Origin of the sequence: Segatella buccae ATCC 33574, assembly GCF_000184945.1 — a bacterium.
GTDB lineage: Bacteria > Bacteroidota > Bacteroidia > Bacteroidales > Bacteroidaceae > Prevotella > Prevotella buccae.
This window is the reverse complement of the sequence record NZ_GL586311.1, coordinates 2,214,426-2,230,971: the sequence shown is the minus strand read 5'-3', so window position 1 is coordinate 2,230,971 and position 16,546 is coordinate 2,214,426. Positions and strand designations below refer to the sequence as shown.

The 16,546-nt window shown below is 47.1% G+C and carries 13 protein-coding genes; 6 read left to right on the top strand and 7 right to left on the bottom strand.

Translation table 11 applies throughout. The features are described from left to right. Positions 1-71: 71 nt before the first annotated feature. The 7 genes from HMPREF6485_RS08715 to HMPREF6485_RS08685 form a co-directional block, all read right to left on the bottom strand. Complete coding sequence (locus HMPREF6485_RS08715) at positions 72-1,349, bottom strand: adenylosuccinate synthase (RefSeq protein WP_004346041.1); 1,278 nt, start codon at positions 1,347-1,349, stop codon at positions 72-74. 42 nt (positions 1,350-1,391) lie between these two features. Then, positions 1,392-1,877 carry a Fur family transcriptional regulator gene (locus HMPREF6485_RS08710; RefSeq protein WP_004340976.1) on the bottom strand — a complete coding sequence of 162 codons (486 nt, stop codon included), beginning with the start codon at positions 1,875-1,877 and terminating at the stop codon, positions 1,392-1,394. Positions 1,878-2,284: 407 nt separating this feature from the next. Beyond that, positions 2,285-2,869 (bottom strand): AbgT family transporter, encoded by a 585-nt coding sequence (locus HMPREF6485_RS08705; RefSeq protein ID WP_004346033.1) that lies wholly within the window; start codon positions 2,867-2,869, stop codon positions 2,285-2,287. Beyond that, positions 2,859-3,584, bottom strand: coding sequence for a DUF5932 domain-containing protein (locus HMPREF6485_RS08700; protein WP_004340973.1), 726 nt, complete (start codon positions 3,582-3,584; stop codon positions 2,859-2,861). The genes HMPREF6485_RS08705 and HMPREF6485_RS08700 overlap by 11 nt, the downstream gene beginning before the upstream one ends. A gap of 2 nt (positions 3,585-3,586) precedes the next feature. Further along, the gene (locus HMPREF6485_RS08695; protein ID WP_004346031.1) at positions 3,587-7,063 is read right to left on the bottom strand and encodes a sensor histidine kinase; all 3,477 of its coding nucleotides are present in this window, start codon (positions 7,061-7,063) and stop codon (positions 3,587-3,589) included. A gap of 108 nt (positions 7,064-7,171) precedes the next feature. Then, a complete protein-coding gene (locus HMPREF6485_RS08690; protein WP_004346029.1) occupies positions 7,172-7,843 on the bottom strand; it encodes a bifunctional 4-hydroxy-2-oxoglutarate aldolase/2-dehydro-3-deoxy-phosphogluconate aldolase in 672 nt (223 codons plus the stop codon). 86 nt (positions 7,844-7,929) lie between these two features. Next, the gene (locus HMPREF6485_RS08685) at positions 7,930-8,952 is read right to left on the bottom strand and encodes a sugar kinase (protein WP_004346027.1); all 1,023 of its coding nucleotides are present in this window, start codon (positions 8,950-8,952) and stop codon (positions 7,930-7,932) included. Positions 8,953-9,210: 258 nt separating this feature from the next. On the opposite strand from HMPREF6485_RS08685, the gene HMPREF6485_RS08680 reads away from it, so the two are divergent. From HMPREF6485_RS08680 to HMPREF6485_RS08655, 6 genes are all read left to right on the top strand, one after another. Beyond that, complete coding sequence (locus tag HMPREF6485_RS08680; RefSeq protein ID WP_004340966.1) at positions 9,211-10,275, top strand: LacI family DNA-binding transcriptional regulator; 1,065 nt, start codon at positions 9,211-9,213, stop codon at positions 10,273-10,275. A 102-nt stretch (positions 10,276-10,377) separates the two neighbouring features. Beyond that, a complete protein-coding gene (locus tag HMPREF6485_RS08675; protein WP_007411659.1) occupies positions 10,378-11,874 on the top strand; it encodes a UxaA family hydrolase in 1,497 nt (498 codons plus the stop codon). A 70-nt stretch (positions 11,875-11,944) separates the two neighbouring features. Beyond that, the gene (locus HMPREF6485_RS08670) at positions 11,945-13,225 is read left to right on the top strand and encodes a Na+/H+ antiporter NhaC family protein (RefSeq protein ID WP_004346024.1); all 1,281 of its coding nucleotides are present in this window, start codon (positions 11,945-11,947) and stop codon (positions 13,223-13,225) included. A 12-nt stretch (positions 13,226-13,237) separates the two neighbouring features. Next, a complete protein-coding gene (locus HMPREF6485_RS08665; RefSeq protein WP_004346023.1) occupies positions 13,238-13,936 on the top strand; it encodes a hypothetical protein in 699 nt (232 codons plus the stop codon). Between the two features lie 57 nt (positions 13,937-13,993). Then, on the top strand, positions 13,994-14,686 hold the full coding sequence (locus tag HMPREF6485_RS08660) for a glycoside hydrolase family 25 protein (protein WP_004346022.1): 693 nt from the start codon (positions 13,994-13,996) through the stop codon (positions 14,684-14,686). Positions 14,687-14,774: 88 nt separating this feature from the next. Further along, positions 14,775-15,965, top strand: coding sequence for a zinc ribbon domain-containing protein (locus HMPREF6485_RS08655; protein WP_004340957.1), 1,191 nt, complete (start codon positions 14,775-14,777; stop codon positions 15,963-15,965). The last annotated feature ends 581 nt before the right edge of the window (positions 15,966-16,546 follow it).

Sequence of the window (16,546 nt, the reverse complement as noted above, 5' to 3'; positions counted from 1 at the left end):
AATCCTGCGGGTTGCCTGTATCAAGCGTCCCCACAGGATTATATTGCACATACTATTATAACGTGATGATTTTATTGGCGGACTACCGTTTGGTCACGATCCGGCCCGAGTGAGATGATCTTGATGGGGGTTTCAAGGAAGTCTTCAACGAACTTGATGTAGTCTTTAAATGCCTTAGGGAATTGCGCCTCATCAGTAAATGCAGTCATGTCTGCCTTCCAACCAGGCAATTCCCGATAGATGGGCTCTACACCCTCCAGCTCATACGGGAGTTCAGTTGTCGTATCTCCATTGGGGAGTCTGTAGGCAACACATGCCTTGATGGTATCGAAATCATCGAGCACGTCGCTCTTCATCATAATCAGTTCGGTCACGCCGTTGATCATGACAGAATAGCGCAACTGAACGAGATCGACCCATCCGCAACGGCGCTCTCTCCCGGTCACGGCACCATATTCGTGTCCAAGGTCGCGAATTTTTTTGCCCGTATCGTCAAAGAGCTCTGTGGGGAATGGTCCTGCGCCGACACGTGTGCAATAGGCTTTCATGATGCCATACACGTTGCCCACCCGATTGGGCCCAATGCCCAGTCCGGTGCAAGCACCGGCACAAATTGTATTGGACGATGTGACAAAGGGATAGCTGCCAAAGTCTACATCAAGCATTGTACCTTGCGCTCCTTCACATAATATGCTCTTGCCGGACTTCAGCAAGTTGTTGATTTCGTGTTCACTGTCGACAATATGAAACTGTTTCATGTATTCGACACCTTCCATCCAAGTGTTTTCCACCTCCTCAAAACCGCTAAAATCAGTCCATCCGAGATTGGCGAGCATTTGCATGTGGCGAGCCTTGTGAGCAGCGTATTTTTCTTCAAAATGGTCAAGAATGTCCCCTACTCTCAAGCCATTGCGTGAAATTTTGTCTGTATAAGTCGGGCCGATACCTTTGCCCGTGGTGCCCACTTTATCCTTACCTTTGGCAGCCTCGTAGGCCCGATCGAGCACTCTGTGGGTGGGCATGATAAGATGGGCCTTCCGGGATATGTGGAGACGCTCTTTGAGTGGATGGCCGCTCTTCTCCAGTTCCTTGGCCTCATTCATAAACAAATCCGGGGCCAAAACCACACCATTGCCTATGATGTTGACCTTGCCCCCTTGGAAGATACCCGACGGAATGGAACGAAGTACATACTTCTTGCCTTCAAACTCCAATGTATGTCCGGCATTAGGACCGCCTTGAAACCGAGCCACGACATCATACTTAGGTGTCAGCACATCAACAATCTTTCCTTTGCCTTCATCGCCCCATTGGAGACCTAAAAGGACATCAACTTTACCAGTGTTCATTGTAATATCGTTTTTCTTTTAAGATTTCGCTTTCTTTTGATCTTATTTGTCCACGTCGTTTGCGTTTCCTTGCTTGCGCTTTCGGGTTATGGCCGACTGGCAGGAACTGCACACTCCATAGATATATAGTGTAAACTCATCCTTGCGGAATCGTTTCAACTTGAGGGTATCAAGAGCCCTTACGACTGTCGGCGCACTAATCTCTGTCACTTTCCCACAAACGGTGCATACTTGATGACAATGACATCCTTTGTCATAGCACGCTTCATACTTTGTGCCATCTTGAAGACGGTGCCTTATCACAAGACGAAGTTCTAAAAACAACCGCATCGTATTGTAGAGCGTGGCTCTGCTCACGCGGAAGTTGTCCTTTCCCAGCCGGGCATCCAACTCTTCTAAAGAGAAGTGTCCGTCCATACTGTACACGGCATCCAGAATCGCATAACGCTCCGGTGTCTTGCGATGGCTCCGCAATTCAAGATAACTATCAAGAATTTCTCTTGCTTTTTTCTTAATGTTACCTTTCATATCCAGCCACTAAGTTACATAAAACGCACAAAGATACTAATAATTTGGCACATACAGAAAAGCTATAATTAAAAAAAACTAAATAGAATCAAATCCACATAAAACATTGTGATTTCATTTCAGGAAAGCGTGACAGGTAATCACAATAGTTTTAGTATGAAGGTATTCCGGTTTACCTGAAAAAGCAATATTACTCCACTTTACCGCCATGCCTACACAAAACAACTCAAGAGTGGAAGCGTCTTCTTTCTGTTCGAGGCCTTTGCACGCTCTGTGCAAGGCTGCCGAACGGTTTGTGCACAGCCTCTGCACAGATGGCGCAAAGGCACTGAACCAAACCGAATGCGGGGCATATATGATGAAAGGGGATGGAAAGAAAAAGTGAGGAGTAAGGGGATGATGATTGGCTAAAACACAAAATGAAGAGATGCATATAACTGTGCGCCCAACACATAAAGTACAAAAAGCACTGCTATATGCCTTAACCCCTCCGACAAGGAGTCCACAAGTTCGGAAAAGCCTTGGTAATGGCCGCTCAACAACCCGAAGCTCCCTCCGGCGACTACGGCCATGAATGAAAGTACGGGTATGATGCTCGCGCTGAAACTGCCGGGAAACAGATGTCCCGTCACATTAAGGAGAATGGCGTGGGGAATAGCCGTGAGCAACAACATCACGACGATGCACAGGGCTATCTCAGCGATGACGAGCCGCATGGCCAACCGATGCCGATAGAGGGAAGGCTGATAATGGAATATGCCACATTTGTCCAATGCTCCCCATGCCATGCCCAACAGTAGGAGCCAAACAAGGACGGGGGTCTGAAGGTTGTCGACAAAACGACCGAAATACCACCTGATGCCTTCACTACTTAGCAGTGAATGCACTGTTTTGTCGGGGTAGGCGGCCGTGATGAGCCATGACAGCAAAATCAAGATGAGTTGGCTTGCCGACAGGAGAATTACAATATAGGTGGCCGCTTTATTCCTCATCTGCTTCAAGCCGGTCTATATCCAATATCTGCAACTCAAGTGCTCTGACCACCAGGCGGGTGGCATTCACCCCCAATCCGCCATTACCGTTCGGGAAAAGTTTCTGCACCAACTCGTTCTGGCGTTTCTCAAGACTTTTTACACCGAATGGCATCCCACGCAAATTAGAAATCTGATCTTTGGTGAATCCTAAAGCAAGATGGCGCAAGAAACGCTCGTCGTATTCGTCAATCTCGTAGTTGACTAATGCTTCCTGACGCATCAACTGCCTGTTTATGCTTTGCTTGAAGCGCTCGACAATCTTTTCCAAGATGGGTTGGTTGAAGACCATCTTTTTTCCGTTCATACAACTGGCGACATCTCCACGCGTGAGAAGTTCTCCACTTTTCAAGATGATGCCGTCGCATCCAGCATCAAGAACATCCACCCAAAGTTTTTCATTGAGGATTTCTCCGGTGAAAATAAGAACTCTCACATGCGGATGCATCTCTTTGGTCTGTCGGCATATTTCCACGCCGACAGTCGTGCTTCCTCCCAATCCTAAATCAAGCAAGACAAGGTCGGGGAGCTGTTGCTTAAGAGTTTTCCAATAAGCCTGCTCGCAGTCTGCCGTGCCGATAATCTCAGCCTCAGGAATTTCATTTCTGAAGATTCCCTCTGTCCCCTTTAGTTCCAAAGGCACATCTTCCACTATGATGACTTTAAACTTATCCATATCTATTTTCCAATTACGTTTTCTAAACTTTTGGGTAGGACAATCTCTATGACACCCAAGCCATGCTCATCTTTAAAGGCCCGAATGCCGCATCTCCGCATATTGAAAACCTCGCCGATTTCGCGAACAATCTGCCTACATAGCAGGAAGTTGAGATTGTCTGTGAGCGGGGTGAACAATCGGCGAAGATACTCCTCGTCGTTGCGAAGATGAGGAATCTTCACCATATATATAACGTAAAGACTGTCCTTTTCTGATTTTAAAAGCTCAAGTTTATTTCCTCCCGATTCTTTTCTTAGCATATCAAAGAGATATTCCACTATTGCTTTGTCAAGTTTGACATTTCCAACAACCTGCTGCATAGCCTGTTCGGAGAGCATCGTGTACAGTGATTTGTAATAGCCGACAAGTTCGCTCAAAGCCTCCACATTTTCCGGATTGTCGTCAATCAGTTGTCTGATGCGAGAAGGGTAATACATGGTTTCGTGTTTCAAGGCCGACAGACAGTTGTCAAGCACACTATTGCTGATATAAAGTTTGTCATTTTCATATTCGCTGCGATGAAGCTCATCCTCAGCAAGTTCAATGCTGACCTCCTGATTTTGATGATAAGCGACGCTCTTTTCCAAGGCCTTCTCTATTTGCCTTACCACATCGTGCAGGCGGGGGCTGACTCTCAAAATCGGCTTTTCCTGCCATATTTGCCGGATGTTTTTCAATTTGTCTTCATCCGACTGTTCTGTGAGCAAGATGGCGTTGATGGTATTAACCTGCTCCACAGCAAGCTTATAGGCAACGACATGACGATAGTAGAGGAGGTAGTAGGCAGGGAAAATGAGCACCAACAAGACTATCAATAAGATGATGGCCACCATTTTGGAGTTCTCTGAGGCTTGCATGGTGCGCACATAGTTGTCGAGTGTGTCATCTGCTGACCGTTCCCGGAAGAGTTGTGTGTAGACCTTGTTGTTGTAGGTGTATAATTGCCATTCATGGAGAGCCAAGGCTGCAACTGCCGATTCGTTGCGTATGTCGAGTATGACGCTGTAACGCGTGACAAGCCCATCGTGGAACCAACGGATTTCGGCCGGTTCCCCACTCGTGGCGTATGCTTTCATCAAGAACTTGCCTTCCGGATGTTTTTCAAGGTAATAGGCATTGAGATATTTCCGTGCTGAATCGGCAAACTCAAGCGTGCGTCTGTAACGCCCGTTGATGTTGGAAAAATAGGCACTGTCGGCATAACGGCCGGCAAGAACCAGACTTTGTGGCATATTCTCCACTCCATGATGGACGGATTCGCCTGAAGCCATAGCCGATGACAAGCCGACTGCCATACTCACCATCACGAGGAAGAGCCTAAGCCCTCGCACAAGGCCCTTGGGCAAGCGGAAAAAGAACTTGCTTCCCTTTCCCTTTGTGCTCTCAACACCAATCTCGCATACCTTAAATAGTGTGCTTATTTTTTTGTATTTCTCTATGATGCCTTTGCAGTTGAGCAGTCCGAAACCATGCCCGCCGGTATATGTATGATCGAAAATATGTGAAAGTTGCTCACCGTCCATGCCTTTGCCTGTATCTTCTATGCGGATTTCAACATACTCATCGGTCTCTTGGGCATAAATATGTACTTCTCCCCCACTCCCCGTAAACTTGCGGGCGTTGTCGGCAATGGTATTTACCATGAATAGTGTCAGCGTCCTGTCTGCCTTCACGACGGCCTGCGTATCACCTATTTTCAATGTGATACCTTTCAATAGAAAACTCATCTTCCCTTTCTTGACAACATTGAACAATAGTTGCAGTGGGAAACTCTCAATGTGCAGGCTGAGTGCTCCTTGGCGCATTTGAATCCAATGTGTAAGCACATCATTGTATTCGCTTATCTTGTCTGCCACTTCCGAGATGTAATCAAACCTCTCTTTGCGGATGACAGCAGTCTCTTGTTGGGTTGATAGTTTTGCCACTTCATGGACGATACGGTCTATAAGTGGAGTAATACTGTTGACCAACTGCACTTTGGCACGCTGTTCAAGATTGCGGCGTTTGTTCTCATCAATATGTTGCTTGACGATATTCTGTTTCTCTTCTATCTCAGCTTGGCGTTCAAGCAGACTGTTTACTTCTTGCTCGTTATGTTCTTTCCACACATTCAGCGGGTCAAGAAGTTTGTCATAAGAAAATCTTTTGTTATTTCTGCGACGCATGATGCCAAAGGCAATCAGTAGGACAATGACAAAGACGATCATTGTGATTACGGCAATAATCATCCAGTTCAGTTGTGCGGCATTCTTGTCCAACTGTGCTGCACGGGCTTCAAGCTGACGGTCTTGGCGAGTCTGCTCTTGCAAATCAAGGTAGAGATTTCTGTTTCTGTCACTGTTGGGCTTGTCATCAATAGCTGAATAGACCAGGCTCAACTGCTCACGGATGCTTGCCACCAAATCGGGAGCTTCATTGATAGCCTTGTTTTTGGTAAGTGCTGTCTCCAAGCAGATGGCCGCCGACTTATAGTCATTGATGCACCAATAGCATTGCGCCAATGTGCGGTAGGCACCGGCTGTCTGGTACACATCGCCATATTTCATGAAGAGTTCCAGAGAACGTTGGGCTAAATTACCGGCAAGTAGGCTGTCATTCATCTGATCAACGTTGATGAATTTGATAGCGGATTGGTTGTTCTTAATCAGATACCGGCGAATCACATCCGATTGTAGATGCTCACTGATGGCTTGCATGGAGTTAGCTTTCCAAAATGGATAATTGGAGCCATCAGCAAGAAGATAGCATCTTAGCAAATAGTTAAACTCGGTTTGGGCGACTTCCTCCCGAGTGCCTTGAATGGCACCGCCGGCTCCGATGCAATATAGATAATTGAGATATTGGGCCGTATCTTGTTCCACTTCTACAGGGTTGATGGACTCTAAAGCCTCTATAAAGGGCTTTTCCAATCCGACATAATATAAATAGGTGGAATTTACGATGCCGAATTCGGAACGTGCATAGACCATTCTCAGTTTCTGCCGGCGGGAGAGGTTGTCCCCCTCCTCATCTATACGTTTCAGACGGCGTGCTGCACGCTCCCGGAAATCATAGAAGTCCTTGTTCCGTGATTCACGTTGGCAAAGTCTCATCTGCTGAATGTCGGCAACAAGCAGTTCTATCTGGTCATCGGTATGGGTAGACACTTTTGCAAGAAGTTTGTAGGCACCAGCATAATCCATGTGCATGATGTCAACGAAAGCAAGGTTGTTGCAGGCCTCAGCGTAGCCTTGTCCATAGTCATCAGAGAGTTCTAATGCCTGTAGTGCATACTTCTTGGTAGAATCCAAATCCCGATAATGGAAGGCATAAGATTTGTCATTCAGCTTGTCAACCTCTATCTGATGGGGAGGACGACAAGCCGAGAACCAAAGGAACGTCACCAAGAGGGAGACACCCTTCAGTAGCAGCTGTGTTATTTCAAGTTTAGTCTTCAAATGAAAATGTAGGGATGGTCTGTCAGACCGATCCCTACAACCTTTATATTTAGTTAATTATCTTTTGTAAAAAGAGATGAGGTCTGTTCATTTCCCATTCCGTTTGATTTACGAACGGGCCTCTTTGATATATCCGAGAGCCTCTGCACATTTGTCGGTAATAGCCTGCCAGTTTCGGGCGGCAATCACCTCCTTAGGGAAAAGTTTGGAACCCATACCAACACAAAGTACTCCGCTCTTGATCCACTCGGTGAGATTGTCCTTGTCCGGAGACACGGCCCCCGTCACCATCACATTGCTCCAGCGCAACGGTCCAAGAATATTCTTGACAAATGAAGGGCCACCTACATTGCCGGCCGGGAATACCTTGGTAACATCGCAGCCTGCCGCTTGGGCGTTGCTGATTTCCGATACAGAACCACATCCGGGAGAATAAGGAACAAGGCGACGATTGCAAACGGGAGCAATCTCCGGATTAAAGTTTGGCCCGACAATAAAGTTGGCTCCCAACTGAATGTACAATGCTGCTGTAGGGGCATCTATCACCGTACCTGCACCGAGTATCAACTCCGGGCATTCTTTGGTTGCCCATTTCACCAACTCCCCGAAAATCTCATGGGCGAAATCACCACGATTGGTAAACTCAAACACGCGCACGCCACCTTCATAACATGCTTTGATTACATTTTTACAGGTGTCGAGGTCACTATTGAAAAACACAGGTACCATACCGGTTTCCTTCATAGCCTGCATGACCTGCATCTTATTAAACTTTGCCATTATTTGAATACTTAATTTATACGAAGTGTGTAAATGATATCTATTTTATGTCTTATTATTTTCTCGACAAAAGAGACGAGATGCGCCTATCTCTGCACACGACCGCTAGCATTACCACCGGCGAGGCTTTCCACTTCATCTACAGAAACAAGATTGAAGTCTCCGGGAACGGTATGTTTAAGCGCCGATGCAGCTACTGCAAATTCCAAGGCCTCCGCTTGGGTGGGCTTTGTAAGCAACCCATGAATTAAGCCTCCGGAGAACGAGTCACCGCCACCGACACGGTCAATGATGGGCATAATGTCGTAACGCTTACTTTGGTAGAACTCCTTACCGTCGTAAATAAGAGCCTTCCAACCATTATGTGTTGCAGAGAAAGACTCACGGAGCGTAGATACTACATATTTGAAACCAAACTCCTTCATCATACCTTGGAAAATGCCATAATATCCCTCAGCATCAGTCTTTCCGCCTTCTACATCGGCATCGGGTTTGAAACCAAGACAGAGTTGTGCATCCTCTTCATTACCAATACATACATCAACATATTGCATCAATGGGCGCATCACAGAGATGGCTTTTTCCGAAGTCCAGAGTTTCTTGCGGAAGTTCAAATCAACGGAAACTGTTACTCCGTGACGCTTTGCGGCTTCACATGCCAGTTTAGTCAGCTCTGCGGCCTTGTCGCTAATGGCAGGAGTAATTCCAGACCAATGGAACCATTTGGCACCTTTCATAATGGCATCGAAATCGAAATCGGAAGGAACAGCCTCGGCAATGGCACTATGAGCACGGTCGTAAATAACTTTAGAAGGCCGCATGGAAGCTCCTGTCTCAGCGTAATAGAGACCAACACGCTCTCCTCCACGAGCGACAAACTGAGTGTTCACACCATAGCGCCGAAGGGCATTGACGGCAATCTGACCAATCTCATGGTTGGGCAACTTAGAAACAAAATATGCTTCATGTCCATAATTTGCCACGCTGACAGCAACATTTGCCTCACCGCCACCGGGGATGATGCGGAATGAGTCACTCTGAATGAATCGGTCATTGCCTTCCGGAGAAAGACGAAGCATGATTTCGCCTAATGTTACGATTTTAGCCATTTTAAATAGTTTAATTTGTTATTCGTTTTACTAAATTGTTAGTTAATTGATTTGTTTTCTTCGCAAAAATAGTCATAATTTACCAAACGAAGAAATAAAATCATGGAAAAATTAGATTTTGTGCAAAATATTGGACTGTGCTTCCGCACAATTCAACTTTTATTAGTATATTTGTACCGAAAATAGTATATGTGTGCGGGCACAACGCTGTTTTTTACAGTTGTTTCTTGCCGGTCACACAGCAAACAACTAAAAACTATGGCAACAAAAATCAGAATCAAAGACATTGCCGAAAGGGCCGGTGTTTCGGTGGGGACGGTTGACAGAGTGCTCCACGACCGCCCCAATGTGTCGCCGCCTGCTCGTGAAAAGGTAGAGAAAGCACTCAAAGAGATGAACTACCAGCCCAATATGTATGCAAGTGCATTGGCATATAATAAGTCATACACTTTCTTCCTTTTGATTCCCATGCACGAGTCAGAAGCCTATTGGGAAGAGATAGAGGAAGGTGCCAAGAAATGTGAAGACACCCGGCGGGACTTCCATATTGATGTGGAAATCAGATACTATCAAAGATTCAATGAAGACTCCTTCAAGGATAAGTGCATTGAAATCCTCAATTCCAGTCCTGATGGTGTTGTCATTGTTCCTGCACAACTTGACATTACACGACGCTTTACGGACAAATTACACGATCACAACATCCCGTTTGTTCTTCTTGACTCTTACATGCCAGATTTGCGGCCCTTGTCATTCTATGGCCAAGACTCTTTTTGCAGTGGGTATTTTGCTGCCAAGATGCTAATGTTATTGGCTGCACAAGAGAAAGAAATCATGCTCATGCGCCAAACTAAAGACGGCAAATTGGTCAGTAAGCAGCAGGATAACCGAGAAGTGGGATTCCGGCATTACATGCACGACCATTTCCCCGAGATAGAGATTGTCAACCTCGACCTACCCCTGCAAGGCACTCGTAAGGAATATGAGCACACCATGGAGAATTTCTTCATCCAACATCCGCATTTGCATCATTGCATCACGCTGAATTCTAAAGCGTATCTGGTGGGTGAGTTCCTGCTCAAAACCAATCGACGGGATGTACAAATCATGGGCTATGACATGGTTGCCAAGAATGTGGAATGTCTCCGGCAAGGTTCCATCTCTTTTCTGATAGCGCAACATGCTTATTTGCAGGGCTACTCGTGTGTTGACACATTGTTTAATGCAATCGTACTCAAAAAGAAAGTAACTCCGGTGAATTACATGCCCATTGAATTATTGTCAAAAGAGAATGTGGATTTTTACAGGAGGACACAACTGTAATTTTCAGGTATGATGCCACTTTAACGGTGTGAGGAGGCTTTGCGACCAAGATATGCACAATTATACAAAAGACAAATAACAAAAACGAAAGAAAACAAATCTATGGAACAATCAAGCTTTATCAAAATCAATCGGGCAGACTCCGTATTCGTATGTCTGCGTCCGATGAAGAAAGGCGAAACCGTTGAAATAGACGGTAAGAGCATAGAGCTGCGTCAGGACACGCCGGCCGGGCATAAAGTGCTCATCAATGATGTCAGCAAAGGTGCCGACATCATCAAGTATGGCTACCCCATCGGCCATGCCAAGGAAGACTTGAAAGCCGGGCAGTGGGTCAATGAGAATAATTTGAAGACCAATCTGGCCGGAACCCTCGAGTACACCTACCATCCGGTTACGGAGACTCTCAACATTGCTAAAGAGAACAGGACTTTCAAGGGTTACAAAAGGGCGAATGGCGAAGTCGGGGTGCGCAATGAGATTTGGATCGTGCCGACTGTGGGATGTGTGAATGGCATTGCTGAGCGGTTGGTTGAAATGCTGAAAGCCGAGACCCGCTTGGAAGGTATTGATGCTGTACATGCCTGGCACCATAATTTCGGTTGTTCGCAGTTGAGTGGTGACCATGAAAACACCCGAAAGGTGTTGCGCGACATCTGCCTGCATCCCAATGCCGGCGGTGTTTTGGTGCTTTCACTTGGGTGTGAAAACAACCAGCCTGACCAATTCATGGAGATGCTTGGAGACTACGACAAGAAGCGTATCAAACTTCTTGTGACCCAAAAGGTTGAAGGAGATGAGCTCGAGGAAGGAATGAGGATTCTCCGAGAGTTGTATACTGTGGCCAAAGAAGACCGGCGAGAGGATGTCCCGTTGAGTGAATTGCGTGTCGGATTGAAGTGTGGCGGTTCCGACGGATTCAGCGGAATCACTGCCAATCCGCTGGTAGGCGAATTTTCCGACTACCTCGTTGCGCAAGGTGGAACGACCATCCTAACGGAAGTCCCGGAAATGTTTGGTGCGGAAACCATCTTGATGAACCGCTGCAAGACTCCACACCTGTTTGAACAAACGGTCAAGTTGATTAACGACTTCAAGGAATATTTCCTCTCTCACGGCGAACCTGTCGGTGAGAATCCCTCTCCCGGCAACAAGGCCGGTGGCATATCCACCCTTGAAGACAAAGCCTTGGGGTGTACGCAAAAATGCGGCCGCGCATTGGTGAGCGGTGTCTTGGGCTATGGCGATCGCCTGAAAGAGCGGGGACTCAATCTGCTATCGGCTCCCGGCAACGACCTTGTGGCCTCCACAGCACTGGCTTCAGCCGGCTGCCAACTGGTGCTTTTCACTACAGGCCGGGGCACACCGTTTGGCACTTTCGTCCCGACAATGAAAATCTCAACCAACAGCACCCTCTATAAAAACAAGCCTAACTGGATTGATTTCAACGCAGGAGAACTGGTAGAGGGCACCGGCATGAAAGAACTGACCGAGAAGTTTATTGATAAAATCATTGCTGTGGCCAGTGGAGAACTCACTCGCAATGAGGCCAACGGCTATCGGGAGATTTCCATATTTAAAAATGGTGTGACACTATGAAGTAAAAATCATCAGGAAGACGGGAATAGTCTGGAAAGGCATTCCTGTTTTCCTCTTATCGCACAACGACTTGAACAACAAGAAAGGAATACTGGCTCTCTCGCCACTGCTGCTTTTCATCCTGCTCTATGTAGGCTTGTCGGCCATAGCAGGTGACTTTTACAAGGTACCCATGACCGTAGTTTTCATGATTGCCAGCATCTATGCTGTCGCCATTTCGGGCAATCTGCCACTGAAAAAGCGCATTGACACCTACAGCCGTGGTGCAAGTTCGGGAAACCTTCTCTTGATGCTTTGGATATATGTCCTGGCCGGTGCCTTTGCAGCTTCTGCCAAACAGATGGGGGCCATTGATGCCACAGTCAACATGGCTCTGACCTATCTGCCTGCCAACATGCTGCTGCCCGGTCTTTTTTTGGCTGCCTGCTTTATTTCCCTTTCCATAGGCACAAGTGTTGGAACCGTTGTAGCCCTCGTGCCGATAGCCGCAGGCATCGCCTCTTCGGCCGATGCCAATGTAGCTCTTACAACTGCCGTTATCGTGGGAGGAGCCTATTTCGGAGACAATCTGTCGGCCATCTCCGACACCACCATTGTCGCTACCCAGAGCCAAGGGTGCAACATGAGTGACAAATTTCACGTCAACATTCTCATCGTTTGGCCGGCCGCCCTGCTCATTCTTGTCGTTTACGGCATTCTCGGAGCCGACATGGAACCACCGCGGAACGTGGCTCCCGTGGAATATTTGAAAGTCATCCCCTATATTGTCGTACTTGTTTCTGCCATTGCGGGAATGAATGTCATGGCAGTTCTTGTCTTGGGCATAGCCCTTTGTGCCGTCATCGGTCTGGCTGAAAACACGTATGGTCTTTTCGGTTGGCTGGAGGCTATGGGGCAGGGCATCATGGGCATGGGCGAACTTGTCGTCATTGCGATGATGGCCGGTGGAATGCTTGAGATGATTCGAGAGAATGGTGGCATTGACTATATTATAGATAAACTGACAGCCCACGTGGAGAGTAAGCGAGGTGCAGAATTGTCGATAGCGGCATTGGTGAGCCTTGTCAATGTATGTACGGCCAACAACACCGTGGCCATCCTCACCGTAGGGGCCATCTCCAAGAAAATAGGCGACAAATATGGAGTGGATAACAGAAAGGCGGCAAGCATTCTTGACACTTTCTCGTGCACTGTGCAGGGAATCATCCCCTACGGTGTGCAGATGCTCTTGGCTGCGGGGCTGGCCCATGTCAGTCCGATGGCCATCCTGCCCTATCTCTATTACCCGTTTGCCATCGGTATCTGTGCCCTGCTAGCTATTCTCCTGCGCTATCCCAAACGGTATTCATAAAACATCGAGACTATGGACTTCTTACAACGTAATCTATTCACGAGACTCCGAGCTGAAATATTCCACACTGCCGAAGAGATGGAACCCATGACCACTTACAAGCATGGCAAAATAGAGCAGATGATCAGAAACATCGAGTCAGTCCCTGCCGGAGAAGTGGCTTTGAGCAACGGTTTCCTCAATCGAAGGCTCATCAAGATTCAAACGGAGGAGCGCCATGCCATCGACACTTCTGTGGAGACGCTCTACCTGCTGCGCATCATCGTGAGCAACATCACCGGCACACTCACAATGGGCATCCCCCTGCGGGGCATCACACAACTCGGGCTCTATCTTCGCACGCGGGGCGACAAGGTTGATTTCGTGAAACTCGACAAATGGCTCGACCGGCTTCACATACGCCGGATGGCCCAACTGCAAGGCTCCATCCTAATAGAGTTTTTCGATTTTGATGCTGATGAGATCCCATTTGTCCACCATCTGGAGAGCAGTGCCTATAAGTCCACGCTGCGCTCACTCAACTATAATGCGCAAGACTATGACGAGCAAATGCACTTCAGACAGAATGCGACGGGCTTTGTCAGTACCAACAGCCGCAATCTCAGGCGCAACCTCCGAAGGAGTATCCGCTACTTTGACTTGGCTCCAATAGAGACAACAAGCAACTTTGTGTACAAGTTTTTCAAGAGTCTGTCCGAGATAGAGGAATAAGCAAAATATATTTAATTTATTTTGTCGGTAACTTGATTTGCACTATATTTGCAGGTTATGAAGAAACTTCTGTTTTTTATACTATATTTGTTTACAGCTACAAGCCTGATGGCGCAAGTGGAGTGTGAAGACACCTGCTCGCACATCCACGGCATTGACTTGAGTCACTATCAGGGCACTGTCTTTTGGGAAGCTATCGGTGACAATTCAAAAATGGCATACGTCTATCTCAAGGCCACTGAAGGCGGCAATAATATAGACAGCAGATATAAAGAGAATATTGATCTGGCTCACAAATACGGGCTGAAAGTGGGCTCTTACCATTTTTATCGGCCAAAAGTGGAACAGGAAGTACAACTTCGCAATTTCATGACTCAATGCCGTCCGGGCGATCAAGACTTGATTCCCATGATAGACATCGAGACGAAAAGCGGATTGCCGACGGAGGAGTTTTGCGACTCGCTCTTCAAATTTCTTCGACTGGTGGAAAAGGTCTACAAGCAAAAGCCGCTTATCTATACCGGCACCAATTTTTACAACAGCTACCTCTCCGGCAAATTGGATGCCTATCGGCTGATGATTGCTCAATACACCCGCAGAGAACCTGTGCTCAATGACGGGCGCGACTTCGAGATGTGGCAGTACACCGGTAAAGGTCATCTGAACGGTATCAACGGCTACGTGGACAAGAGCAGGTTTATGAGAGGCCACAGATTGAAGGAGATCAGATTCAGACACCGACAAGATTAGAGCGGAACGGAAAATCGTTTTTGCATCATTTTTCTTTTTCCTCCAAGCGGACCATACAATAACACGTTCATAAAATCAACATCATATCATGGCTATCATCAAATGCCCTGAGTGCGGACATCAAATCAGTGACAAAGCACCCGTTTGCCCCAACTGCGGCGTAGAAATAGCAGGCAAGGTGACACAATGCCCCAATTGCGGGGAAATATATTTCAGGAATGAAGACTCATGCCCCAACTGCCATCGCCCCACTACTGCCCGTCGGCAGGAGACGCAACCGGCTGAGGCTATGCCAACAGTCGCAGAGGTGTCTTCTTCCCCCACTCCACCGCCACCTCCCACTTCCCGACCGGCCTGTCCGGCAACGGATGAGGCCCCCAATCACATGACCGACAACACACCAAAGAAAAAGTCGCACGCTGCCTTGATAGCGGCATTCATCATTGCCTTAGCCATCTGTGGCGTATGTTTCTATTTCTACAATCAGGCCAAAGACAATAAAGAACATGAGGCATACGAATATGCCATGACCAGCAACGACCCTATGGTGCTTCAAAGCTACCTCGACACCTATCGTGCCGATGCGCCCGAAGAACATATAGACTCCATCCAGTCTCATCTTGCCATGCTCAGGCAGCAGGATCAGGAATGGACCAATGTGCTTGTGAGCGGTTCGAAGGCGGCACTTGAAGACTATCTTGCCAAACATCCGGACACGCCACATCGGGGCGAAATCAACAACAAGCTCGATTCGTTGGACTGGGTGGATGCCCAAAGGCAGAATACAGTCGATGCCTATCAGGAATACCTGAACAGTCATCCCGAGGGGGCGCACATAGATGAGGCTGCGGAGAACATCAAGAAAGTGAAATCAAAGGAAGTGCAACCGGAGGAGCGGGCACGCCTGAACGATCTTTTCAGGAAGTTTTTCCAAAGCATCAATTCTCGCAACGAGGATCGCCTGACCGACCAGGTGGAAGACGTGCTTGCTTCATTTTTGGGAAAAGACGGCGCGACGAAGAGCGATGTAATCAGCTTCATGCATAAAATTTACAAAGAAGACGTGACCAACATGAACTGGCATCTCGCCAACGATTACACCATTCAGAAGCGCGAGGTTGGAGAGGATGAATATGAATATCAAGTGCAATTCTCTGCCAAACAGAATGTGGAGTATTCTGATGCATCCAAAAACTCGGAGACACGCTACAAGATAACGGCTACCGTTTCGCCCCAAATGAAGATTTCTTCATTCAATATGGTGAAAATAGTTGAATAACCGTTTGGATGACATGTTGGTCGGTGGGCATTGACCGCCCATATCTGGCATATAGGAATAAAATCTCAAAACCGGACATTTCAATATAGAAGAGGTGCTTTTACAAACACCTCTTTTTTGTTTGCTGATTTTTCAGATATACGTGTCGATTCTTGCACAGATTCAGTATGCCTATCGGTAGCCGGTATTCTGTCAGCCTCTCGCAACTTGCAGAGCTGAAAAGCATATAGTGACAAACTTAGTTGATATATGAAAATGGTTTACATGATCTCTTCTCTGGAACCTATAGTGTCCCGACACAATGCACAAAAAACGTAAAGGAATATGTCTTTTAAAGGCTTATTCGGCCCGAACGAGGAGATAAAAGGGGCACACTTGGAAGACGGTAACAATCGAGTGATACCTTCATTCGGGCCGGATGACAGGCCTGTTTTGGCCGAATAACCACCGAAAACACAGATGGATACAAAAAAAAGGAAGCATCTGCGTGCTTCCCTTGCCATTGCAAAGATACAACCCAAAATGGCAAAATGCAAATCAGTTGCGAAAAAATCAGACACCCGGTTTATCAGAAAAACTGC

Bases quoted from the DNA above. Each gene is read 5' to 3' on its own strand.
- HMPREF6485_RS08665 (WP_004346023.1), top strand. From the start codon at position 13,238: ATGGACTTCTTACAACGTAATCTATTCACGAGACTCCGAGCTGAAATA.
- HMPREF6485_RS08675 (WP_007411659.1), top strand. From the start codon at position 10,378: ATGGAACAATCAAGCTTTATCAAAATCAATCGGGCAGACTCCGTATTC.
- HMPREF6485_RS08700 (WP_004340973.1), bottom strand. From the start codon at position 3,584: ATGGATAAGTTTAAAGTCATCATAGTGGAAGATGTGCCTTTGGAACTA.
- HMPREF6485_RS08715 (WP_004346041.1), bottom strand. From the start codon at position 1,349: ATGAACACTGGTAAAGTTGATGTCCTTTTAGGTCTCCAATGGGGCGAT.
- HMPREF6485_RS08685 (WP_004346027.1), bottom strand. From the start codon at position 8,952: ATGGCTAAAATCGTAACATTAGGCGAAATCATGCTTCGTCTTTCTCCG.
- HMPREF6485_RS08705 (WP_004346033.1), bottom strand. From the start codon at position 2,869: ATGAGGAATAAAGCGGCCACCTATATTGTAATTCTCCTGTCGGCAAGC.
- HMPREF6485_RS08655 (WP_004340957.1), top strand. From the start codon at position 14,775: ATGGCTATCATCAAATGCCCTGAGTGCGGACATCAAATCAGTGACAAA.
- HMPREF6485_RS08680 (WP_004340966.1), top strand. From the start codon at position 9,211: ATGGCAACAAAAATCAGAATCAAAGACATTGCCGAAAGGGCCGGTGTT.
- HMPREF6485_RS08710 (WP_004340976.1), bottom strand. From the start codon at position 1,877: ATGAAAGGTAACATTAAGAAAAAAGCAAGAGAAATTCTTGATAGTTAT.
- HMPREF6485_RS08660 (WP_004346022.1), top strand. From the start codon at position 13,994: ATGAAGAAACTTCTGTTTTTTATACTATATTTGTTTACAGCTACAAGC.
- HMPREF6485_RS08690 (WP_004346029.1), bottom strand. From the start codon at position 7,843: ATGGCAAAGTTTAATAAGATGCAGGTCATGCAGGCTATGAAGGAAACC.